Source organism: Bacillus sp. N5-665 (genome assembly GCF_022637375.2).
In the GTDB taxonomy this organism is placed as follows: Bacteria; Bacillota; Bacilli; order Bacillales; family Bacillaceae_G; genus Bacillus_A; species Bacillus_A wiedmannii.
The window spans coordinates 344,767-369,927 of record NZ_CP093324.1; the positions used below are offsets into that span (position 1 = coordinate 344,767).

Consider the following 25,161-nt stretch of genomic DNA (forward strand, 5'->3'; position numbering starts at 1 on the left):
TTCCCACCTACCTCATTATTTACAACTTATTATTGACCATCTTTTAAAATTAAATTTATTTCCTCTTCAGATAGTCCTTGAAGATCACTAATTAAATCTTGAATTTCCTGATTCTGTTTTAAATCTAATTCAGATTTAACAGCTAAAACTAATCCTTCTACAGTTGTTACCTCAAAAAGAGTACGTAACGACATATCTATTTGAAATTCTTTTCTAATTAAAGAAATCAATCTTGTTGCAATTAAAGATTCTCCCCCATTTTCAAAAAAGTCATCTCTCATACTAACCGATTGATATCCAAGTACATTTCCCCAAATCTTTGCAATTTTTTTCTCTAAATCTGTTTTAGGTTCAACAAAATTATCCTCATTAAGATTAAACATAGGATCAGGTAGATTTTTTCTATCTAACTTTCCAGTTGAAGTAATTGGGAATTCATCTAAAAAGACAAAGAAAGAAGGAATCATATGAGCTGGAACTTGTTCCTTCATATAATTACGTAATTCTTTTGTTGTTAAATTTGAATTCTTTTCAAGTGTTAAATAAGCTATTAATCTTTTATTCCCTGAAGAATCCGTATGCGCTAAAGCAACGACTTGTATAATATCTGGGTGTTTACTTAATATTGCCTCTACTTCGCCTAGCTCAATTCGGAAACCACGAATTTTCACTTGATAATCTATGCGCCCTAAAAATTCAACTGCACCATCATTACGTAAACGAACTAAATCTCCAGTCTTATATAAACGTTCATTTTTATCATTAGTAAACGGGTTTTTCCTAAAAGCTTTTTCAGTTTTTTCTTTATCATTAAGATAACCACGTCCTACACAAACACCACCATAACATAATTCCCCAGGTACCCCTATAGGTACTGGATTCATAAATTGATCTAAAATATATACCGTACAATTCGGAATTACCTTTCCTATTGATATAAAGTTTTCTTCTAAAGCTGGCGGCTCTAAAATATAATGATGATTAACATCATCTGAACTCTCCGTTGCTCCACAAGCATTAATCATCGGAATATCCGGATAATACTTAAACCATTGACGGCAAAGTTCAGGTGGTAAAGTTTCCCCATTTAACACTACCCATCGTAAGGAACTAAAGCTCGGTCTTTTTTCTTCATTTAAAGAAATTCTTTCTAAGGTTGATTGAAGTACCGTAGGTACAGTTTCAAATACTGTTAAATTCGCTTTTTCCATTTCATTCAGTTGCACTTCTGGATCAAGTTCAGCTTCATCAGGTAATATATATGTCTGTCCGCCAACTAATAATGCGGATAGTAATTGCCAAACTGATACATCAAAACATTGAGTAGCATTTTGTGCTACTATATCTGATTCTTTAATATCAATTACATCTATTTTTGCAAATAAATGATTAATCATACCTTTATGCTCCACCATTACACCTTTAGGAAGTCCTGTAGAACCTGAGGTATAAATGATATATGCTAAATCATTTAAAGTTATTTCATTATGTTGATATAATAAATTTTGACTTTCAATTTGCTCCCTACTACTATCTAAGGAAACTATTTTTAATTTATCTTTTGGTATTCTATCAGTAAATTTTTCATATGTTAGTAATACATCCATACCTGAATGTTCAATCAAATACTCAATACGACTTTCAGGATATTTAGGGTCTAGAGGTATATAAACTGCACCAGCTTTAAAAATACCAATCACTGTTATAGCCCAATCTATATTTCTTTCTCCAAAGTAACCAACAAACATACCTGGTTTAACATCAATGGACTTCAAATAATTAGCCAAGCAATTAGAACGTTTTTGAAGCTCTTGATAAGTAATTACCTGATTTTGAAATACTATTGCTTTATTATCTGGTGTTTTTTTCACTTGCTTATCAAAAAGGATATGGAAGCACTCATCAACGCTAAAGTCTACCTCATCATCATTTTTTAAAGTTACTTGGTCGATTTCTTCATTTGATAATAAACAATTTTCATGATGATTAACTGAGGAGCCTTGAGCTATTAATTCTAAAGTTTTTACATAATAACCTGATATATAATTAATTTGTTCCTCATTTATATCTTCTGGATAATAGTCTAATACACACATCAACTGTGATGTTTGAGGATCAATAGAAAATTGTACTGTAAGTGGTACATAAGCTGATTCACGATGCTCTCCATTCAATATTTCAATACCAGCTTTTTTTCCAATATCTTGATAAGCATGGAAATGAGTATAGTTAAAAATAGTTTCAAACATACGTTTTCCACCGCTATACTTTCTTTGTAAATCTACTAATGGATAGCGACGGTACGGATGAGCTTCCCTCTCTGCGTCAAAAGTTTTACAAACCAACTCTTCCCAAGAACAGTTACCAATATCTAAACGAAACGGCATCGTATTTATCATCGAACCAAGTACTTTTTCTGCATCTGGTTCCTCTGGCCTTCCACCGGCTACTACCCCTGTAACAACATCAGTTTGACCAGTAAGTAAGCTAACCACTTTTAAATGTGCTGCTAATACTACATCTTTAAGAGGTACCGATACTTTTCTAGAAAGGCGTATTAGTCCTTCAGAAACTTGCTGCGAAATTGGAAGCATCAACCTATTGTTTTCAGTTACTTTCGAAGCAGACGTTTTTAACCAACGTGGTACCTGCATAGTCGATACATCCTGTAGTTTGCTCTCCCAGAATTCATTGGCTTCTTTCGATTCTTTTGTCTGTTGTTCTAATTGTACATAGCGATTGAATTTAGCATTTAATTTTTTAGATTCTAATGTGTTAGGGTTTTCTGTCAAATCCCTATAATTGGTTAACAGTTCTGTAACCGTCGATGCAACACTCCAACCATCCAGTATAGGCTCACACATTGTAAATTGGAAGATTTCATCAGATAATAAGTGAACATGAAAACGGAATAATCCTGGTTTAGACCAATCAAATTTTGTGTGCTCCTCTTTACTCACAAAATCTTTTAAATACTTTTCTTGTTCTTCTCCATTCATATGACGAAGGTCTTGGACATTTAATTTTAATTCTGTATTCTCATGAACTAATTGTAGTGGTTTACTATAACTAGAAATATCAAATGAAGTTCTAAAAATTTCATGTCTTTTTACTAATCGATTAATTGCTTCGTTAAAAATCTCTTCATTAAAATCAGCACGTAAACGATACGTTTCTAGATAAGATCTATACACTTCATTAACTTCACTGTGATAATAAATTGTCATTTGTATTGCTGGGATAGGATATGCATCCTCAATTCCATTAGGAATTATCCTTCTATCTTCTTCTGAGATTAACGAAAACGGTGGGACTGTTACGTCCTTATCTTCTATGCTGTTCTGCATATCTACTACTTTAGATAAATCTCTAATTGTTTGATATTTAAAAATTTGTTCTAAAGAAATATTTAGCCCTCTTTCTTTTGCAAGCGAACATATTTTAATACTTCTAATAGAGTCACCACCAATTAAAAAGAAATTATCATCTATTCCTATCTCTTGTATACCCAATACTTCTTCCCAAGTATCAGCTAAAATTTTCTCTATTTGTGTTTCAGGTTCAATATATTTCGCTCGTTCAACCGCAAACATGTCTGGAGCAGGTAATGCCTTTTTGTCTACTTTTCCGTTAATTGTTAATGGGAATTTATCCAATAATACAAAAGCACTTGGTACCATATAATCTGGTAGCTGTCCTGACATATAATTTCTTAGCTCGCCAATTGCAGTAGGCATCAAATTATCTCCAACAATGTAAGCTATTAGTTTTTTATCACCAGGAACATCTTCACGAACTAACACTATACCTTCACGAACTTTCGAGTATTGATTAAGAATAGCCTCAATCTCTCCTAGCTCAATTCGAAATCCACGAATTTTTACTTGATCATCAATACGCCCTAAGTACTCAATATCTCCATTTGGTAAATAACGTGCTAAATCACCTGATTTGTATACTAGCCCTGCTTGCTCTAAAGATGGAATTTTCACAAAACGTTCTTCAGTTAACTCTTGTTTATTTAAATATCCTCTTGCAACTCCTGCTCCACCTATATACATTTCTCCAATTACTCCAATAGGTACATGCTGCAAATCTTGATTTAATATATATACCTGAAGATCGGGAATCGCTGTACCAATTACACTTGCTTGACTATCTAAATCAGCCTTTGATAAAGCTCGATATGTGACATGAACTGTTGTCTCTGTGATTCCATACATATTTATTAATTGAGGTTTTGCATCTCCATGTCTCTCAAACCATCCACCTAGACTCTGAATTTCTAATGCTTCTCCACCAAATATTACATATCGTAAATTTAATTCATGTGGCATATTTACTTTTTCATCTACGTGTATTAATTGACGAAATGCTGATGGTGTCTGATTTAAAACTGTTACTTTTTCTTTAATTAACAATTCATAAAATTGCTCTGGATCACGACTCACATAATATGGAACAACGATGAGTTTTCCTCCATATAATAAAGCTCCCCAAATTTCCCATACAGAAAAATCAAATGCATATGAATGGAACATCGTCCATATGTCCTTTTCATTAAAATTAAAATGGTTATCCGCTGCTTTAAACAATCGAACTACGTTCTTATGCGGTATTAAAACACCTTTAGGGTTACCAGTAGAGCCAGATGTATAAATAACATAAGCTAAGTTATCTTCTGTAATGTCTGAAATTAGATTGGTATCTTCCATCTCTCTAATCTCTTGCCAATTTGTATCCAAACAAACAATTTTTGTTAGGTCATTTTGTACATTATTAACTAAATTTTTTTGTGTAAGAACAATTGGCACATTTGAGTCTTCTAACATATACTGGATTCTTCCAGCAGGTGCATGTGGATCAAGTGGAATATATGCTCCGCCTGCTTTTAAAACACCTAGAATACCCACAATTAAATCTATGGAACGTTCCATGGCGATACCAACCATTACTTCAGGACCTACTCCCAAATTTGTTAAATATCTTGCTAATTGATTGGCACGTTTATTTAACTCTTCATAAGTTAAACTTTGATTCATATATCTCACAGCAACAGCATTACCATGTAAGTTAACTTGCTTCTCGAACAGTTGCGGTATTGATAAATGTGTAGAATACTCTACTCTTTTTTTACTCCAATCATTTAACTGTAGTAGCTCTTTCTCAGTTAAAATAGGTATTAAATTTATAGAATTATCTGGGTTTTTTATTATACTGTCTATTAATATTTCAAAATGATTTATCATACGTTTTACTGTGAACTCTTTAAACAGCTCTGTATTATACTGGAAATTAATGATTAATCCTTCATCAGATTCTGCAACTGTTGTAGTGATATCAAATAACGATGAATTATCCTCAAGTGGAAATAAGCTTAAACTAGCGTTATCGAAATCAATCTTTGTAGTTTCACACCCTACAGTGAAAGGGGCGAGAGTTTTATTATAAACACCCACATTTTGCATTACGAAAGCAGTTTGAAAAACCGGTGGTCTGCTTGAATCTCTATCAATTTTCAAGTTTTTTATTAATGATTCAAAAGGATAATCCTGATTACGATAAGCTCCAATTACTTTATGATTTGTTCGCTCAATCATTTCATTAAATGTTGGATTCCCTGATAGGTTTAATCGTATTGAAACAGCATTAGTTAAATATCCTACTAAATTAGCAAACTCTTTCTTCACTCGCCCTGCCATATAAGAACCAATGATAATATCATCTTGATTTGTATAACGATACATTAAAACACCATATGCTGAAAGTAACGTATTATATAATGTTACTCCTCTATTTTTAGAAATCTCTTTTAGCTTGTTGTGTATGGATTTATTTAAACGTAACCTTAAGTTTGCTCCTCTATTCGATTGTACTGGTGGACGTTTATAATCAATTGGTAAGTTTAAAATTGGTAACTCACCCGATAGTTCCTCTTCCCAATATTCCAATTTACTTGCACCTTCTGAACTATTAAGCATTGCATTCTGCCAATTTACATATGAGCTATAATCATAATCATTGGTTCTTAATGTACTTACATCCCCTACTATTATTCTTGTATATAATGTCTTCAACTCATTAAATAAAACATCGATTGACCAATAATCAATTACGATATGATGGAAAGACCACAACATTACATATTGGGATTCAGTACGTTTAAGAACATATACACGCATAGTATCACCTTGTTCTAAAGTGAAATTACGACTAGATTCAACATTCAAAAACTCATTCAACTTTTCTGTTTTCCAATTACTTACATCCATTAATTGAAAAGATACATCCTTTTGCTTTGCTATACTTTGAATCAATTCACCCTCATATTCATAAAAAGATGACCTTAATATACAATGCCTATTAACTAATTCTTGAAAACTCTTCTGTAGGGATGTTATATCTAGCTTTCCTTCAATATTAAAAGCACGTGATACATTATAAGCAGAGCTATTTGGAGCTAATTTATATAAAAACCATAATCCTTGTTGTCCACGAGACATCGGTATTTCTCCACTTTTTATCTGATCAATTTCTAGTTTAGTAGTCAAATATTTTTCTCTATACAATTGATTATTCATCTCTTGTGCTATTTGTAATATACTCGGACCTTCTAATAAAAAAGTTGGTTCTAGTACAATTTCTAAATCTGTCTCTATATGACTCTGTAATTGTATTGCTGTTATTGAATCTAAACCTAAACTATTTAGTGACTGATTTACACTAATATTAGTAACAGGAATCTTTAAAGATACACCTACTTTCTGAAGTAAGTATTTTTCTAATTTAATTTGCCTTTCTTCTTGAGTTAACTTTACTAGCTCTTGTCTATTAAAAAGAATTTCTTCAATTTCAAATTCTATATCTAACCCACTTGTTTTTTGTACAACATCTTCCCCAATTAATTTAAGTTCTTCGCTTAAATATCCGTTACGACAAGCGTGTCTTTGGATCTTTCCACTAGATGTTTTAGGTATACTTCCAAACTGTAGAAGCAATACTGAATGTACTTGTATTCCGTGCTCCGCAGTTACTGCTTGTCTAATTGCACTAGCAACCTCTTGAACATTAACATTACGGTATTGGCGACTAATTTCTTGTGCCACAATTAACCGTTCTTCACCTTCTTCTATAACAGAAAACGCAGCGGTTGCATTTTTCCTTAAACTTTCATGACTGTTCTCTACTATTAATTCGATATCTTGTGGGTAATAATTTCTGCCTCGAATAATAATTAAATCTTTTATACGCCCTGTAATATATAACTCTCCATCATATAAAAAACCTAAATCCCCAGAACGTAAGAATGGTCCTTTTTTATTAGGCAGAAAAGCTTGGAATGTATCAATTGTTTGTTCTTCTCGACCCCAATAACCTGTTGCTGCACTTTCGCCTTTAATCCAAATTTCACCGATTTCATTACTAGAACATTCTTGACCAGTATCTGGATTAACTATACAAATCTCTTGTTCTTCTGCGATAATCCCACTGCTTACAAGTTTACGTACCTTCCCATCTTTACTTAAAATGGAAACTACATTATTTTTCATATCATCAATTGAAAAAGAATGTATTACAGGCTGGCTTTTACTTTTTGCACCAGAAACCAATAATGTATTTTCAGCTAACCCATAGCAAGGATAAAAGGCTTCTTTTCGAAAACCAGATACACTAAATACTTTTGAAAACTCTTCAATAACTTCAGCACGAACAGGTTCTGCACCGTTAAATGCTAGTCTCCAATTACTTAAATCCAACTCAGCTCGTTGCTCCGGTGTTGTCTTTTCAATTAAGAGTTCAAAAGCAAAGTTTGGCCCTCCACTTACAGTAGCTTTATACTTCGATATTGCTTCTAACCAGCGTATTGGTCGCTGCATAAAATCAATTGGTGACATAAATATTACTGGAAATCCTACAGCTAATGGCTGAAGCAATCCTCCAATTAATCCCATATCATGATATGGAGGCAACCATATTACCCCAATATCGTCTTCAGTGGTCTTAAATGACTGCTGAATTAATTTTGAATTGTGCAGTATATTGCCGTGAGTTACCATTACACCTTTTGGTGTAGATGTAGAACCCGATGTATATTGTAGAAACGCAATTGTATTTCTATCTACCTCTGGAAATACCCAATATTCCTCGCAACCTACAGGAACTTCATCTGTATTCAAATACTCTATTGCACAATTATTAAAGTACTCAGATTTTCTCATACGTGCACTAACTTTTGTCTGTGTCAATATATATTTTGCCTCTGCATCTTCTAAAATTACTTTCAAACGTGGCATTAACCTATTTGAAGATGGAGGATATGCTGGTACTGCAATAGCACCTGCATATAAACATCCAAAAAAGGCAGCTAGATAGTCGATTCCAGGTGGATATAGTAATAAGACTCTTTCATTTTTTGCTCCTCTATCCTGTAACCATGCTCCTATAGCTCTTGCTTTCAAATCTAATTCGCCATAAGTTAATGAGATTTTATCCTCTTCACCATCTCTTAAAAATTGAAATGCTGTTACATCACCTTGTTCTTTAGCACGATATTGCAATAATTCTACAAGTGATGTCATTTCTAAAAGTAATGTATTTTGAAATAATTCCACAATTACTCCACCTTTCACATCGATTTACTTGGTTTAAGTTTCACTTTCATTTTGGAATTCCTATATTGTTCTGGTTTAAACTTTTGAGTTTCTAATTGTTGATTCACATATAGCAAAGATTGATCGTCATACCAATGACTTAAAAAATTACCAGATTGCCCCGGCGCATTAATATCCATTCCCAGACAATCTTTCAAATCTACAACCATTCGCCATGGTGCACCATCAAGAATATGACCAGTTTTCCTATCATACGATGCTAATGCTACCGTCACATAGCTACCTCCAATAGGAATTTTTCCCTGGGGATTTATTAAATTCCCTATAAATTTATTCTTCTTACCAAACGGGTGTTTAGTAATAAAATGATGGAACTCTCCCCACTTCCATTCATAAGGGTTATTTCCCTGTAAATCTATTATAGTAATAATAGATTTTTTAAAGCTTTCTATAATCACTTTCTCAAACCCGCCAGCATTATTAAACCACGTACTATCATTTCCTTGCGCCGCCTTGCGTATAAGCTCGTCAGTTATGTTCATCCGATCAACCATTTTCTCAAATAAAAACGTTCCCATTTTTTCTTTAAAAAGGGTGCAACAAATTTCCCACCACCAAAAATGATAAATTAATGGCGCTGCATTATATGAGGTATCTTTACAATCCCATTTTTGCAAGATCCTAATACATTCCGTTTCTAATTTGTTATGTTTAACAGGATACAATACGGGTAAAAGAATATTTAATAGCTGTACTGCTTGTAAATTTAACGTATCATCTTGCATTATTTTTACATCTTCAATTACTAAAGGTGTATTTTCAGCTATACTTTTTCTTAACATCTGGTTAATTCTTTTTGCACGATATGGGGCATCCCATGAACTTGCAATCATATATGGATAATGATCACCTATAACCTTATTGTTTGCTGAAACAATAAACCCCTGTTTAGGATTGACTACCTCCGGTAATTCTTCAAAAGGTATAAATCCTTTCCATTCAAATTCATCATCGCATCCTGGTACCGGTAATAAACCATTCCCTTTATTACGTATCGGTATTTTACCACCTACTCGATAGGCAATGGTTCCATCTTCTGAAGCAAATAAAAAATTTAAAACCGGTGTACTATATTTACGCAAAGAATTACGAAATTCTTCCCAATTTTTCGAACGATTAATATCTAATAGAGCTTCTAAATCACATGTAGGATAATTTGCATTCCATTGTAAGGCTAGATTTTCCTTTAACTTTATTTGTTGGTTATTACCAATAACATCTGAAATAATAGGTCCATGGCGTGTAACAACAACCGGAAACGCAACATCTGCTTGGCCCTTAACTTTAATTACTTCTTCTATAACTTCAGCTTCTTCCCATTTCCCTTTATATTGAAATTGATTAGGATTACTAGGATTTCTTTTTTCTATAAACAAATCTTGGACATCTGCACGATTATTTGTTACTCCCCATGCTATTTTGTCATTATGGCCGAGTATAATCCCACATACTCCAGGTAATGTTACACCTATTACATTCATATTTTCTGTTTCATTGTTTACTTTTAAATGCGTTTGATACCAAGTAGATGGTGCTTGCATTTCAATATGTGGGTCATTGGCCAGTATTGGTTTTCCTGATTTTGTATGCTTACCAGATATAACCCATCCATTTGAACCCTTAGTTACTTCGCTTGATAAATTCAATAATTCTGCTAAATGATCAGAAAAGAAATCTAAATTATTTATTGTTTTTTCTGATGTTTGTTGTTGTATCTTTACATTCTCACCCATCATATAATCAGGAATAGTAATGGGTCCATCCGAAGGATAATTTGGTTTTATTTCCTCAAATAATTCATCATCAATTTTCTTTTGCAATTCAAATCGAAAAATTTCATTTGTAAAATTATGACTTAAACTATAGGATAATAATCTCCCTATACTTAACATATCTAGAATTGACCAAGGTTCAGGTTCGTAATCTAAAATTGTAAATTCTACTGGTAATCTATTCAGTTTTTTTGCGTGTTCTATATACGTATTTACTCCATCACAATAACTTTGCATCCATTCCAAGGTTTCTTCTGAATAAAGACAAATAGATTTTTGAGCAGATCTAAATAGTGAAAATGAACGAAAAAGTTTATCATTGTTTATTAAATCTGGACCTAATATCTCAGATAGTCTTCCATTTACTAAACGTCTACTCATATCCATTTGCCATAATCTATCCTTAGTTGTTATAAAACCTTGTGCTTTATATACATCATTTAAGTTACTAGCCTCTATGTGTGGAATCCCTCTATTATCCTTATAGATAATTACTTCTTCACTAAGTCCTGAAATGACATACTCCTTTTCCAAAGAAATGAAATGCTCTCGTAATCTCCGATAAGCATTTTGATTAAACGCTCTAATTGACCCATAAAAAATAACCCTTCCTAAATTCATAGCTTTTTTAATTTTTGGGAAAGGTTTATAAACCCTACTGGTCTTTGTCTTATTATTTTTTTGTGCGTTGTATTGTATATAAAGCACCTACCTTTAATTAAATAATCTAAAGGAAAAATTATGTATTTCTCAGAATATTAAAAACAGAAAATATTAACTACAACGAATAATCTGTCTTTTTAATTTCCCCTTTCCCCATTTGGTATTTCTCATGCTATCTCAAGTTCAATTTTTTTACAATACTTTCAATAAAAGAGAATTTGTATAAATAATTTTCAGAATTATCAAAATAAAGTACCATAACCAATATGGTTATGGTACTAGGTCTACATTATATGACCTAAATGTGAATCCTTTTTTTCTTTTTTATTGTAAATTTGTTTTCCTCTATAAAAGAAATAAATACCTAGAAGTGAGATCAAAGCCATAAATACGAACATTGTTGTTCCACCGTACACTGCTAATAGAATGCCACCAAACCATGGACCTACAAAGTTTCCAAATTCCCCTAAACTTTGCGCACCATAATATGTACCTCTTAATCCAGATGGCGTTATTTCATCAACTTGAGCATACTCAGCCGGGATTACTAATATTTCTCCTACTGTAAATACAAACATTGAAATTATGAAAGCAACCCACAAAGTTGAGAATGCAAAACCTATTTCTCCTACTGCAAACAAAATACAACCCATTGCAATTCTTTGAAATAAGCTAAAACGTTCTGCCCATCTAGTTAACGGTATCTGAATAGTAAGCACCGTAAGCCCATTGACACTCATCAATATTGCAAATAATTTAATTCCATCTAAAATATTTTCTTTTAAGTATTGTGAAAGTGTAACTGACATCTGCCCATGAACTGTTGTTAATAAAATACCACCTATAACAAAAAACATTAAAGGCACGTCACTTCGTACAGCATTCCATATAAGCGACATACTAACTTTTTCATCATTCGCAGCAACATCACTTTGCTCATTATAATTAGTGACTTTCAACATAATAAATAATACTATTGCATAAAGAATATAAATAAATGCTGTTAGTACAAATGCTATTGTGCTACCACCAATTCCAAAAAAAGCTCCCAACATTGGACCAATTGATAATCCTAAATTAAATGCCAGATAACGATTTGCAAACATTCTGTACCTTTTTTCATCTGGGGTTAAATCAGCCATTAGCGCTTTTGAAATGGTTCCAAAGAATGCATTTGAAAGTCCCCTGATAATACTAAAAAGTACTAATAAAACCGGATTAAATGTAGTAATAAAACCTAAAAAAGCAATACTCAATCCAATTAAAGAAAAAATCATTAATTTTTTTCTGCCTATAAAATCTGATAATACGCCTCCTAAAAGCCCACAAAATGTACCCGCCAATGGGCCTACCCCAATAATAAATCCTATCGTTGCAAAATTTAATTCTGAAGAGTTACTTAAATGTATTGCTAAAAATGGCATACTCATTGAACTTGTTAATGAAATTAAGACCGTACCAAACACTAATACATGCACAATTGGATGATATTCACGTATATAAGCTTTAAATTTATTCATGAAAATTTTCTTCCCCCTCAAAAATTGCCATAAATTTATTATTGATTTTTGAAATAACTTCTTTTCTCAAGCTATAAAATGCGGGAATAGAGCTTCCATAAAAATGACTTCTTATAATTCCTTCACGTTTCAGTTTTGTAATGTGGTGATGCACCGTACTCTTAGCTAAATTCATGTGTTTATGAATTTCAATTAAAGAACGAGGGCCTTGAGATAAAAACATTAAAATATTTAATCTAGTCTCATCCCCTAAACATTGCATAACTTTAACTAACTCCTTTGTTCCATCTTCATAGAAAGTTTTTTTGATGGGATATAGGCATGTAACGATGCCATCAAAATAATCCAATATGGTATTAGGGCTACAGTGATATTGTGGTACTAAAATAACTTTCTTTAAGTTATCTTGCTGTTCAATTCTTAATCCATTAGTAGCAGTTTCTATAATCTCTATCGGTCTACTAACATTTAATTTTTCATTCATAGAAATTGCATCCTGTTTTAATTGCATATGAATGGTAGGATCTATACTTTTAAAATAATATTCGTCCCATTTGTATAAAATATCTACACTTCTATCCCTAATCATACTTAGGTCGTTAGATATAGATTCCACCCAAGGAGCCAATCTCTCATAAATTTCTCCCGCTGAAAGATTCTCATACCAATTTAAAAATTCTGGAATAGAAGATTTTTTTTCACATTGACAAATTAATAACACTATCCGATGTAATACCTCCCATCTTTCATCTTTTAACTCGTTGATAAACTTTTCAGGTAACCGTAATTTAGTCTCTTCTAACCAATTTCCTTTCAAATGAACCTCCTTCATCTTGTGATTATTTATATAGTTGTACAAGCTGACAATAAGTTCATAAGCAGGAGAGTGTTCTATACTTATAGAATATTCCATTTCCATTCGACCACCATCTAACGCAAATTTGATTTAATTTTAATCTAAAGAAGTATCAAAAACAATAATTTTCCGAATTTTTCATCATTATTTTTATTATTTTTCTTGAGAAATATAATAAAAATATTATTTCTCATCTAATTTTATACAATATGTGATATATTGCATGTTGTATAAACTCTTTTGGAGGGATATAATGAAAAATAATATACACTGTAAAGTAACAGGGCTTTGTTTAATAGTATTAGGGGCTTTATTGGGAAGTATATCAGGAGCTCTAGGTCAGCAAGTTTTTGTTCAGAGTCATCTCTCAGTTGAATCAATTGTCGCAGTAAAATTATTTATATCTGGAATCCTAATTTTATTTATCTCGTGTTTTGGCAATAGACGTCTTGATATACTAAATATTTGGAAGTCAGTCTATGATGCTAATAAGCTGATTCTGTTTGGCACAATTGGTGTACTGGGCACTCAATATACATATTTTTCATCTATAAAAGAGGGAAATATTGCCGTTGCAACTTTACTACTTTATTCAGCTCCAATCTTTTTAGGAATATACTCAATTCCAAAAAATAATAATTCTCCAAATAAAGAAGAGTTGCTTTCATATTTATTTTTCATGATTGGAATTTATTTTTTCTTCACAAAAAACTCAATATATCAATTAAATATTTCTATACTAGCTATACTTTGGGGGATATTATCTGGTATGGCGCTTGCATTTTACATAAATCAGTTAGATCATCTTTGTAAAAAATGGGCATTATATATAGTGTTAGGATGGGGGATGGTAATTGGAGGTATTGTATTATTACTTTTAAATATGCTTTCTACAAATGAATTTATCCTACTTTCTACTGTTAAATCAGTCTCAAACCACACTTTATTATTGCTATTTATTATTGTGTTTGGAACTATTCTTACATCAATTTTTTATGTAAAAGGTACAAATTATATTACTCCTAAAGATATTTGCTTATATTCCTGCATTGAACCATTGACTGCAATTTTATTTTCCGTATTATTTTTTAATATTTCATATACAACTTCTGAATTAATAGGGGCATTATGCCTAATTGGGGTTTTTGTATTATTAACGCAACTCAATCCACCAATTAGACGAACCTTATCGCTGGTTTATGGGCAACAAAAAAAACTTAAATAAAACCGTTTTAACAACTTTGCTTCTATATTTTATTCAGAACATTATCCTTTATAAAAGATAATGAAAGGAGGTGTCGTATCCTGCCTATACCTAAAAATTTTAATAAACAAACGAGATTTTCTGCAAAAACGATTGTTTTAAATCAACTACAAGATTGGATTATTGAAGGTGTTTTAAGGCCTAATGAAAAAATTAATGATACTGAACTAGCACAAGCTTTAGGGGTAAGTAGAACACCAGTAAGAGAAGCACTTCAAGTTCTAGAGCTTTCTGGACTCGTCGAAATGGTTCCGGGACAAAAAACTAAAATTTCTCCAATTAACGTAGCGGATGTACCATTAATTTATGAAACTATTGCAAGCATACATACCCTTGCGGGAAAACAAGCCATTAATAATATTAAAACATATGATATTGAAGCACTGACGTTAATAAATACAGAATTTAAACAAGCTATTGAGGAAATGGATTCTAGAAACGCATTAATACTCGATTTAAAATTCCATAACCTAATTGTTGAAATTTCAAAGAACAAATACATTGAACCATTTTTAGAAAACTTGCATCTTCATGCCCTACGTCTTGAGTACATTTTCTTTCAAAACGTAATTCATAATAGTCAATCTATAGATGAACATACTAATATTATCAAAGCATTAGAAACTGGTGACTCATTATTACTAGAAAATACAATGTCTAATAACTGGTTACGTCCAATGAAAGATGTTCAAAATATACTAGCTTCTAAGGATTTATAATTAATTATATAAAAGTACTCAATTGAGTACTTTTATATTTAATAAATAAATTTACTCATAAAACAATTTGTCATTGTGTAAAAATTCGATAAATACATCTGATGTGTTCTACTTTAAAGTCATCTTTTTTAAAATACGCAATATATTGCGTTCAATATATATTTAAAACCCTTATCTGAAATTTAATGGAGGTATTATATTTGAATAAAATTAATAAAATTCGACTAAAAGGTATGATTATGGTTGTAATAGGGGCTAGTTTATGGGGGCTATCTGGAACCGTTGCTCAACAACTTTTCCAGCATAATGGTATTTCCATGGAATGGTTAGTTACAATCCGCTTACTAATCTCTGGGTTTATATTATTACTTATTTCACTTTTTAGTAAAAACAAACATGAAGTTGTTGCAATTTGGAAAAATAAATATGATGCTACTAGGCTCATTATTTTTGGAATTTTTGGGATGCTAGGGGTACAATATACTTATTTTGCATCCATTAGTGAGGGAAATGCTGCAGTCGCAACAATTTTACAATATTTAGCTCCGATTTTCATAACTTTTTATCTGATTATCAAATTTAGAGCTTTACCTACCAAAATTGATGTTTTAGCAATTACTTTTGCAACCTTGGGTACTTTCTTATTATTAACAAATGGCTCAATAAATAACCTAACAGTATCAGTCCCTGCAATTGTTTGGGGAGTTTTATCTGGATTATCTTTAGCTTTTTATACTCTTTATTCTAAATCTTTATTAGAAAAATGGTCTTCTGCAGTTTTAGTTGGTTGGGGTATGATTATTGGAGGAATAGGCGTTACAATAGTTCATTATTTTTCTAAAAAAGAAATAATTTTTTTAAAATCGATTGAGAACATTGATCTAAATACGCTATACCTTATTGCCTTTGTAATTATTTTTGGAACATTAATTGCGTTCTATCTATTCTTAGACAGTATTAGATACATTTCGCCTAAGGAAACTACTTTATTAGGATGTACTGAACCACTTGCTTCAATAGTTTCATCTTTAGTTATTTTGCATATCCCTTTCTTATTTTTCCAGATCATTGGAGCCATATGTATCATAATTGTAGTGATTTTATTAAGTAGAAAACCTATTGAAAAAGAAAATACTATTAATGTACTTAATAATGAAAATCATAATGTCCATTCCAATTAATAGAATAAAAAAATTTTAGAGTTATGTAGATTACAAAAAGACGCATTGAAATTGATGCGTCTTTTTTCTATATTTCTTTTATGAAATTATATAAGGCAATTGTACCTAATAGAACAAGTATACCTTGAGGAACATCTATCAAAATAGTTTTCTAAATTTCTGAAATTACCCATTTAATATCTGCTGCTAATTCAAGATATACCTGAAACTGCCATCCCTAAAGGGGCCAGCTGACTAACGTCAGTGTAGTGGGATTTTTTCTACCAAAGGCAAAATCCATTTCTGATATCGCTGACGAGCAAGGTTGAAGTGTGCCATCACCACCTCTACAGTATCTCGATTAGCAAAAATTTGGTTCTAATAGGAAGAGATAGAACAATTAATGAATGATTTTATTGAATTATTAATAGAAACCCTTTTAGTATTTTGAAAATTTTTACACTAATTGGTATTTTACTTTTTTATATATAAAGAAAGGACACCTATAAGGTGTCTTCCACCAAATTAATAACTACATGTTATATCATAAACTTTCTCAATAATTTTTAATTCACTCTTTTCTTTACTTTTAAATATATCCTTTTAACATATTTTTTGAGAAACGATTTGGATATAAAGCAATAAGCATGTCATATGGACTTCCTTTCCAATAGCGTTTTAAAGGTGTCCATAATTTTTGTTTTATTAGCCATTTTTGATTAAATACTTTTAATAGCTGTTTTTCATCCAATTTTTCTTTTTCTTCAATAGTCCACCTTAACGCCTCTAATGCTTTACGTTTAGACCAATATCCAACAGGAGTAACTTTAAATTCCCATTCTTTAAAACGGTCTCTATACAAATCATTAATCATTCTAAACGGACTATTCCCCCAAAACATTTGACATACTGATGCTAATCCATGGGTTTTTAACCACTTTATATTGTATATATCAAGCAATTGTTTAGGAGTTAATTTCTCTTTTTCTTCAATGGTCCATTTCAATGCTTCTAATGCTTTTTTTTTAGTCCAGAAGTTATTAGGAGTCATACCAAATTCCCATTCTTTAAAACGCCTTGGATAAAGATCATTAATCATTGCATACGGGCTACTATTCCAATACATAGCCAGAGGTGCACTAAGCTTATTTTTTTTCAACCATTTTTTCCCGTATACTCCTAAAATCTTTTCTTGTGAAAGGCCCTCTTTTTCCTCAATAATCCATTTCAAAATTGTTAATGCTTTTTCTTTAGTCCAAAAATTTAAAGGAGTCATACCAAATTCCCATTCTTTGAACTGATTTGGATACAAATCATTAATTGCTTTAAAAGGGCTATTTTCATACCTATGTTTGAGTAATCCTCGTAGCCTATACTTTACAAGTAATTTAGTGTTCCATTTTATTCTTATGTCTTCCTTATTCCATTTTAAAATACTGTTAAGCAAATATGTTATTACCCTCCGCGCCATTTTATTATCTTTATCTTCTTTCCATGTATTTGGAGGGAATTTATTTCTTTTTCCATCTAATATTTCCTGATAAATATCTTCTATAGCAACTTCTTTCATTAACAATATATAAATCCTCCTACATTTTGTATTAATATTTATACACTATCATTATTTCCAATCAATATATCTATATTAAATAATATAATTAAAACCCAAATTAAAATCAACACAAAATTTGGTTTTTATAAAAATTCTAATAATTAACTAAGCAAATTTTTATTTTAATTTTCTAATTATTGGTTTATACTAATTTAGTATTGTTATATTTAAATATAAGGAGTGCATTCATATGGAGAAGCTTAGTAAAAGTGATATTATTCGTACTGTTCCGCAAAGCGGTTTTTTCGGTCACCCTAAGGGGCTGTTTACCCTATTCTTTACAGAGTTTTGGGAGCGATTCTCTTACTATGGGATGAGAGCAATATTACTTTACTATATGTATTATTCAATATCACAAGGTGGTTTAGGGATGGATCATGCGACCGCAGCGTCAATTATGGCCATCTATGGATCTCTCGTTTACATGTCTGGCATTATTGGTGGCTGGATTGCAGATCGTCTATTAGGTTCAAGTAGAACGATTTTTTGGGGTGGAGTTTTAATTATGATAGGTCACCTGATTTTAGCACTACCAGGGACCATAAGTACTTTATTCATATCTATGGTGTTTTTAGTACTTGGTACAGGTTTATTAAAACCTAATGTATCTAGCATTGTTGGTGATTTATATAGTGAAACAGATACTCGACGTGACTCAGGTTTCAGTATTTTCTATATGGGTATTAATTTAGGAGCTCTTTTATCTCCTTTTATTATAGGGACACTTGGTCAAAAGTATAACTTCCACCTAGGTTTTGGTGTTGCTGCAATTGGTATGCTATTAGGCTTAATTATTTTCGTTCTTACAAAAAAGAAAAATCTTGGTTTAGCAGGAACACAAGTACCAAATCCTTTAACAGACATCGAAAGAAAAAAAGTTATCATACAGTTTAGTATTGGTACAATAGCTATAGTACTATTTTGTATTTTAACGATACCAACAGGTATTTTAACTATTAATCGATTCACTTTATTAGTAAGTATCTTAGGTATTCTCATTCCAACTGCTTACTTTATTTTTATGTATCGTAGCCCGAAAACTACAAAAATTGAAAAGTCTCGTTTAATTGCTTACATACCATTATTTATAGCTGCTACAATGTTTTGGGCTATTCAAGAACAAGGAGCTATCATTTTAGCTTCATATGCTGATCAGCGTACCCAATTAAAATTGGCCGGGTTTGAATTGCAATCTTCATGGTTTCAATCATTAAACCCAATTTATATTGTTTTGTTAGCACCAGTATTTGCTTGGTTATGGGTAAAGCTTAATTCACGTCAACCAAGTACTGCTAATAAATTTGCTATTGGTTTATTATTTGCTGGTTTATCCTTCTTAGTTATGATTATTCCTGCATATATCCATGGTACAGAATCCCTTGTAAGCCCTATGTGGTTAGCGATTAGCTTCCTGTTAGTAGTAATTGGGGAACTTTGTTTATCACCTGTAGGTTTATCAATTACAACCAAATTAGCACCAGCTGCCTTCTCTGCTCAAACAATGAGTTTGTGGTTCTTAACTAGTGCAGCTGCACAAGCTATAAATGCTCAACTAGTTCGATTATATAATCCTGAAACAGAAATTATTTATTTCGGTGCAATTGGTGGCCTTTCAATCATTTTAAGTGTAATTTTATATTTTATGGCCCCAAAGATTCAAGTTTTAATGAGAGGCATAAAATAAAAAAAACTGTGCTAAAAACTTGTTATAATGCAGGTTTTTATGCACAGTTTTTTTGAATGACTATTTAGATTTTTCTATATGTTACATTCCAATATATTTATCGTTTAAATTACCCCCCGCATAATGTAAAATTAATTCCACTTTTCAGTGCTCCGTCCTATCGAAATGCGTGCTTTTCATGCTTTATATTCTACTAACAATGTATTTTGTATTTAATCGTCGATTATAGTTTGTAAAATGCGAACATTTTTTTACCGAGCCGATTTTTATGCCTTCCTTGTAAATAGTGTTGAATATATAAATGCTTACTTCTTTTGGTGTTTTGATTTTTCTTCAACAGGAATCTGCATATTCATAATTATCTGTCCTTCTGAATAGAACAGATTCAATTCATGTAAATCTGTTTCAATTACATTACATGATCTAAACTGTAAACCATTTCTCTCTATATAGTCTGTAATATTTGTATATATTTGATGTCGTACTTCATCCATATTCTCTTCTGTACATACGTAATCAACACAAAGATAATTACCTGCAGGTATACTAAGAATATCAACATGCTCTATCTCTGTATCATTCAAAACAGGATAATAAACTGATAGTCCCAGATCATCATTGAATAAATTCTTAATAGGACACATTGTTATAAATTGTTCTTGAAAAAATTCACCTTGCTTAAAAATAGAACGGAATTTATCAAAAAAAGATTTTACACTATTAAAATCTTCTCCTTTGATGTGATAATATTTTCTTTCCTCAAAATAGACACTCTGAATTTCATTGAAGTTTTTACTTCTATTTTGAAGGAGATCGAGGAGCCTAGTAATTTTCTTTTGCATTTCCATATATCGATAAATTTCAGTTTCAATTTCATCTTTTTTGTTCTGTAAGATATTTATATTGTTTATTATTTTTCTCTTATTTATTACTAAATCAATTTCTTCAATTGAAAAACCTATATCTTTACAAAAGAAGATTTGGCTAATTCTCTGTAGTTCTTCATTTCCATAAAGCCTATACTTATTTTTACCTACCTTTGGCTGAACTAATCCTTTTTCTTCATAGAATCGAAGTGTTTCTTTCGTTGTATTAAAAATCTTAATTACATCACTTTTAGTTAACTTATAGCTATCCATCTAATTATATTGCCTCCTATTAAGGAATAATATTTATACTATAAACTATGTGGTTACTTCATAGTCAATAAATAAAAAGAAATTCTTTTCACACCAAAAATGGTCGTTTAAGGAACCTTATTGAATTATTACGAGACTAACAGAAATACTTCCAAAAACAAAGTACCGTAACAAACATTAAATATCGTTTATGGAACCATCCTAACTCGCGGTAAACTCAAGTTTTTCAACTTAGAAAATCCTTAGCGTACGAAATTCGCGTTATGTTGGTGGGACCCTATGCCCATCAAGCTAAGGTTATATACGTTTAATTTCAGGTGAGATTGTTTCTATTTTTAAATTTATAGTAAGAATTTTCAAATAATTTATATTAAATTTTTAGAAAACAGAAAAAAGGTCTAGTTTAATTGATTTTTATTTAATCTTAGCTTGATAGTGATGGGGTCCTGCCACATCGCTATCAAGCTAGTGAAAAAAACACCTCAAAAACAGTAAAATTGATATTTCTGGGTAAAAATGTACAAAAATCTTATTTGGGGTCGTAAAAAACTTTTTAAGTTGATGGATGCGGGGTTCTACATTTTATGCCGCACTAAAACAATCTTCAATAATCAAAATTAGGTTACATAGTTTTTTCTTTTATCATCTCAACAAATCCCTGTAAAGCATCAGAAAAAAATACATCTTTTCTCATAATATAATAAGTTGGTACTTTAGAATATTTCTCAGGTAAATCAGTCATGGTTAAAGATTGCTCATGGTCTTTCAAAATTGATTTGACCATGACAGCAATGCCCATTCTAGCCTTCACACAACCGTTAATCGCTTCAATTGTACCGAATTCTATCACTCGCTTTGGATAAATGCCTGCTTCTTTTAACCACTTATCTACTCTATTTCGAAAGAAACAGCCTCTACTATAATTAACATTGAATGAGCTTAGCTTAATAGTGATGTGGCGGTACCCCTGGTACTGTCCTAATACGTTAAAACTTTTTTATAAAAGGTTGTAACATCCTACGTTTTTGACCATTCTGTACAACGATAACTTTGGTTTATTAATTTCACTTGTAATCTGGTAGCCTAACCTCTGATAAAATTTAATAGCAAGTTGGTTCTCTTTCTTTACCGTCAGAGAGCATTTGGCAAAGCCTTGCAGGGAAGCCTGCTCCTCGGCAAACTCAAGTAGTCTGGTACCTATCCCCAGTCCACGACTTTCGGGCAATAAAGCGATTGTTCCGATGTGAAACTCGTCATCTTCTCCCTCCTTCAAGGTAATCATGGAATAAAGCATTTTGATATTCCGAATGTTATAAACAACAAAATCTAACTTTCGGAATGAAAGCAGCTGTTTAAAAGTGGGCCAGGCAAGACGATTTAAAACGGGTACGGGATAGCAAGTAATCATCCCTAAAGTTTTCCCGTCCATTTGAGCTTCATAAGCGTATTGATGACTGAAACGGTTGTTCCCCTGCCGCCATAGCTTACAAAAAGTCCCTTCGACTGTGTTCTTCTCCTCAGATCCTGCAAGTGCAAATGCCATGTATTCCAATGCCATTACATTTAGCTGGGCACCGACCATGGATTGATGAACAGCCTTTACAATAGAGATTTTATTCATTTCCCAGTACTCCTTTTCGCTTTCTATATTATTGATGTTAATTATCATGGATTTGTATCATTTCACTTCCCTCTCGACTCATCCTTAGCTTTGAAACCATAATAAAATGTATTTAAAACAAGCTCTGCAGCAGATTTTTTAGCCACATTTCCTTCATGTACCTGTTCCCAAGTATGGAAAAGCAGAGCATAAAGCGTATTCAAAATCCATTCGCTGCTAACTGTTTGCTGAAAGTAACCTTTTTGTTGTAACAGCTCAATAACGCGTCGTAAGGGTTCCCTCAGCTTCTCTTCGGCTTCACCTAATTCTTTGTTGTTAAATACAGATGCATCATGACCTAGAAAATAGATTTTGTCACCTAAAGGGATTAACGCTTCAATGAGTTCTGGGATATAGTTTTCGCTTCTATCCTCATCCAGTGGAATCTGGTTTACGGTATCACTTACCAATTGTATAGCTCGATGGCCCAAGAATAGCATCAATTTCTCTCTGCTTTCGACGTAGCGATGGAGTGTAGCAATGCCAATTCCCGCATATTCCGCAATTTCATTCATCGAAGCAGTAGGATTTTCAACAAGCAATATAGTAGCCGAATCAAGAATTGCGTTAAATCTCGCTTCCTTTAACGTTGATAAGTCTTTCTTCATCGTCAATCTCTCCCTTTTCTATATAAAGTCGTCATTTTTGATAGATAAATATATCATTTGATATTATGATAAACAATCTCAAACAAAGTGTCCAGCTGGTGAATGTAGCTTTTCCAAAAGAATTATATTACTGAAACTGATAGTACTTTGAATGTTTCATTATTTAGATGACGATGAAGAAATTAATTTTTTGATGTAATAAATATAAAAGCCAAAGAAAATGGTACAAGTCGCTTTCTTAGTAGAGAAAATAATCACTTTAGCTGAGTATTTCAAGCTATTTTTCACTAATATGGTTATCCTTCTTTCCAATTTTTCAGCATTTTTTCATGACGAATTAATAATTACCGTAATTTTTCTGCTTACATTGAATCCGTTTGTACTTCATTTAATTACTGAATATTTTTTAATGAAGTTACTTTCTGCATCAAGTTATCGGTTTACTTTAAAATTAACTTCCGGGTATTTGCTCATAAGCCTTTTAAGGGTTGAGCCGTCATCCTTCTGTTTTACATACTGGTCAAAAAATGCCAGGCTGAATTCATTGATAATGCGATGAACTTCCTTTGGATTTTCACCTGGGCTCTGCAACAGTGGGGAGAACAAATGTAAATCAGTGAAGCTTGTATGATCTGTATGAGGGATGACCATTGACATACCACCGCCAGCTAACCCACTTTCATATCGTTCCGTCACTTTATCGGGATCTGCTTCATCAGGCTCTACTGCACTCATGAGCAGAAATGGTTTTCCAATCCCACTTTCAGGTAAAATTTCCCCATACAAAGCGCCATCCATATTGATAGCTGCTTTGACACGAGAATCTTTTGCAAGTATTTGTGCTGCGGTAGCTCCACCGTAAGAATGCCCAAACATTCCAATTCGTGAGGTATCAAGCCTTCCTGTAAAGAAGCCGGTCTCATCGTTTTGGTTAAGTTTCTCTATCTGATTAAGCACAAAGGTGACATCTTCCTCCCATAATTTTATGTGGCTATCCCCTTCGTCATCAGTTAAATTGAAGGGCTGTACGTAAGCAACTCGACCATCTGGAAAGACGGTAGCTGCAGTATCAAAGGTATGATCGATACTTAGAACAATATACCCTTGACTAGCCAACTCCTCAACTTCAAACGTGTTTTGATTACGAAAACCATTAAAACCATGAGAGAAAAGTAATATAGGATAATGATTCTCTGAGTCTGAGAGTTGTAAATCCATAAACGAATGAGATTTTACCAATTCCAAGTGGCTGAATGCAAATGCAGGAATGGACAATGTTTTTTCCAATCCCTTGGAGAGCTCATTTATGTTACGAATATAAGGTTCTTGATTCCCATTTCTTTTTTCAGCTGCAGGATACCAAATTTGCACCATCAGTTCGCGTCGATCGGTTGGATTTTGCGAATATGGTTCATTTCTTTGATGATCAACCCAATGATATAGCTTCGTACCGACCCTATGTGGGCCAGTTGGTTCTTCAAATGAAAATACTGGCATAAGTAAGGGTAGCGCAACTGCTACAGACGAATAGATGCACAACAACAAAGTTTTAACTATGAATATACCCCGGCTTCTAAAGCCCTTTTTCCGTCCTGCTAATAAATAGCATAAAATCAAGATAACTGGGGATGCATATGCCGGAATCATCTGCCATCTAAAACCTTCTACCAATAGCTGAACTGTAACCATTACAACAGCAACCAAAGTAGCTAATTTAGACCACTTTTTCGTTTCTCTGCCTACTAACAGTATCCAACTCAATAGACTAAAATTCACAACTATCAAAACGATTTCCCAGAAATTCATTGGCCTATCTCCTTTGAATGCATTTT

Annotated in this window: 14 protein-coding genes and 1 pseudogene; 4 read left to right on the top strand and 11 right to left on the bottom strand. The window is 32.3% G+C overall.

The window, feature by feature from the left end; translation table 11 throughout:
• Positions 1-29: 29 nt before the first annotated feature.
• The 4 genes from MNO09_RS01520 to MNO09_RS01535 all read right to left on the bottom strand — a co-directional run bounded on the left by MNO09_RS01520 (position 30) and on the right by MNO09_RS01535 (position 13,546).
• A complete protein-coding gene (locus MNO09_RS01520) occupies positions 30-8,630 on the bottom strand; it encodes a non-ribosomal peptide synthetase (RefSeq protein ID WP_070169512.1) in 8,601 nt (2,866 codons plus the stop codon).
• The gene (locus tag MNO09_RS01525) at positions 8,627-11,152 is read right to left on the bottom strand and encodes a penicillin acylase family protein (protein ID WP_088106834.1); all 2,526 of its coding nucleotides are present in this window, start codon (positions 11,150-11,152) and stop codon (positions 8,627-8,629) included. Before MNO09_RS01525 ends, MNO09_RS01520 begins: the two co-directional genes overlap by 4 nt.
• Before the next feature lie 239 nt (positions 11,153-11,391).
• Positions 11,392-12,627, bottom strand: coding sequence for an MDR family MFS transporter (locus tag MNO09_RS01530; protein WP_070169496.1), 1,236 nt, complete (start codon positions 12,625-12,627; stop codon positions 11,392-11,394).
• Positions 12,620-13,546, bottom strand: a complete 927-nt coding sequence (locus MNO09_RS01535) for an ArsR/SmtB family transcription factor (RefSeq protein ID WP_070169495.1) — start codon at positions 13,544-13,546, stop codon at positions 12,620-12,622. Before MNO09_RS01535 ends, MNO09_RS01530 begins: the two co-directional genes overlap by 8 nt.
• Positions 13,547-13,736: 190 nt before the next feature.
• Between MNO09_RS01535 and MNO09_RS01540 the strand changes: the two genes are divergently transcribed.
• The 3 genes from MNO09_RS01540 to MNO09_RS01550 all read left to right on the top strand — a co-directional run bounded on the left by MNO09_RS01540 (position 13,737) and on the right by MNO09_RS01550 (position 16,647).
• Complete coding sequence (locus MNO09_RS01540) at positions 13,737-14,708, top strand: DMT family transporter (RefSeq protein ID WP_241949903.1); 972 nt, start codon at positions 13,737-13,739, stop codon at positions 14,706-14,708.
• A gap of 80 nt (positions 14,709-14,788) precedes the next feature.
• On the top strand, positions 14,789-15,466 hold the full coding sequence (locus tag MNO09_RS01545) for a GntR family transcriptional regulator (protein WP_070169493.1): 678 nt from the start codon (positions 14,789-14,791) through the stop codon (positions 15,464-15,466).
• A gap of 185 nt (positions 15,467-15,651) precedes the next feature.
• Entirely contained in the window at positions 15,652-16,647 is a 996-nt protein-coding gene (locus tag MNO09_RS01550) for a DMT family transporter (RefSeq protein WP_088106833.1), read from the top strand.
• Positions 16,648-16,714: 67 nt separating this feature from the next.
• Here the strand turns inward: MNO09_RS01550 and MNO09_RS01555 are convergent.
• Positions 16,715-16,855: pseudogene (locus tag MNO09_RS01555) on the bottom strand (DUF3937 family protein); the annotation flags it as partial.
• Positions 16,856-17,215: 360 nt separating this feature from the next.
• Positions 17,216-18,202 (bottom strand): DUF4046 domain-containing protein, encoded by a 987-nt coding sequence (locus MNO09_RS01560; RefSeq protein ID WP_088106832.1) that lies wholly within the window; start codon positions 18,200-18,202, stop codon positions 17,216-17,218.
• Positions 18,203-18,428: 226 nt separating this feature from the next.
• Between MNO09_RS01560 and MNO09_RS01565 the strand changes: the two genes are divergently transcribed.
• A complete protein-coding gene (locus tag MNO09_RS01565) occupies positions 18,429-19,922 on the top strand; it encodes a peptide MFS transporter (RefSeq protein WP_070169546.1) in 1,494 nt (497 codons plus the stop codon).
• Between the two features lie 305 nt (positions 19,923-20,227).
• Here MNO09_RS01565 and MNO09_RS01570 read toward each other — a convergent pair whose 3' ends face one another.
• The 5 genes from MNO09_RS01570 to MNO09_RS01590 form a co-directional block, all read right to left on the bottom strand.
• Complete coding sequence (locus tag MNO09_RS01570) at positions 20,228-21,061, bottom strand: MerR family transcriptional regulator (RefSeq protein WP_070169545.1); 834 nt, start codon at positions 21,059-21,061, stop codon at positions 20,228-20,230.
• 622 nt (positions 21,062-21,683) lie between these two features.
• Positions 21,684-22,016, bottom strand: a complete 333-nt coding sequence (locus MNO09_RS01575; RefSeq protein WP_309529459.1) for a LysR substrate-binding domain-containing protein — start codon at positions 22,014-22,016, stop codon at positions 21,684-21,686.
• Between the two features lie 42 nt (positions 22,017-22,058).
• On the bottom strand, positions 22,059-22,682 hold the full coding sequence (locus MNO09_RS01580; protein ID WP_070169423.1) for a GNAT family N-acetyltransferase: 624 nt from the start codon (positions 22,680-22,682) through the stop codon (positions 22,059-22,061).
• 62 nt (positions 22,683-22,744) lie between these two features.
• Positions 22,745-23,329: a TetR/AcrR family transcriptional regulator gene (locus tag MNO09_RS01585; protein ID WP_070169424.1), complete on the bottom strand. Its 585-nt coding sequence runs from the start codon at positions 23,327-23,329 to the stop codon at positions 22,745-22,747.
• A gap of 432 nt (positions 23,330-23,761) precedes the next feature.
• Complete coding sequence (locus MNO09_RS01590) at positions 23,762-25,135, bottom strand: alpha/beta hydrolase family protein (protein ID WP_070169425.1); 1,374 nt, start codon at positions 25,133-25,135, stop codon at positions 23,762-23,764.
• Positions 25,136-25,161 lie beyond the last annotated feature (26 nt).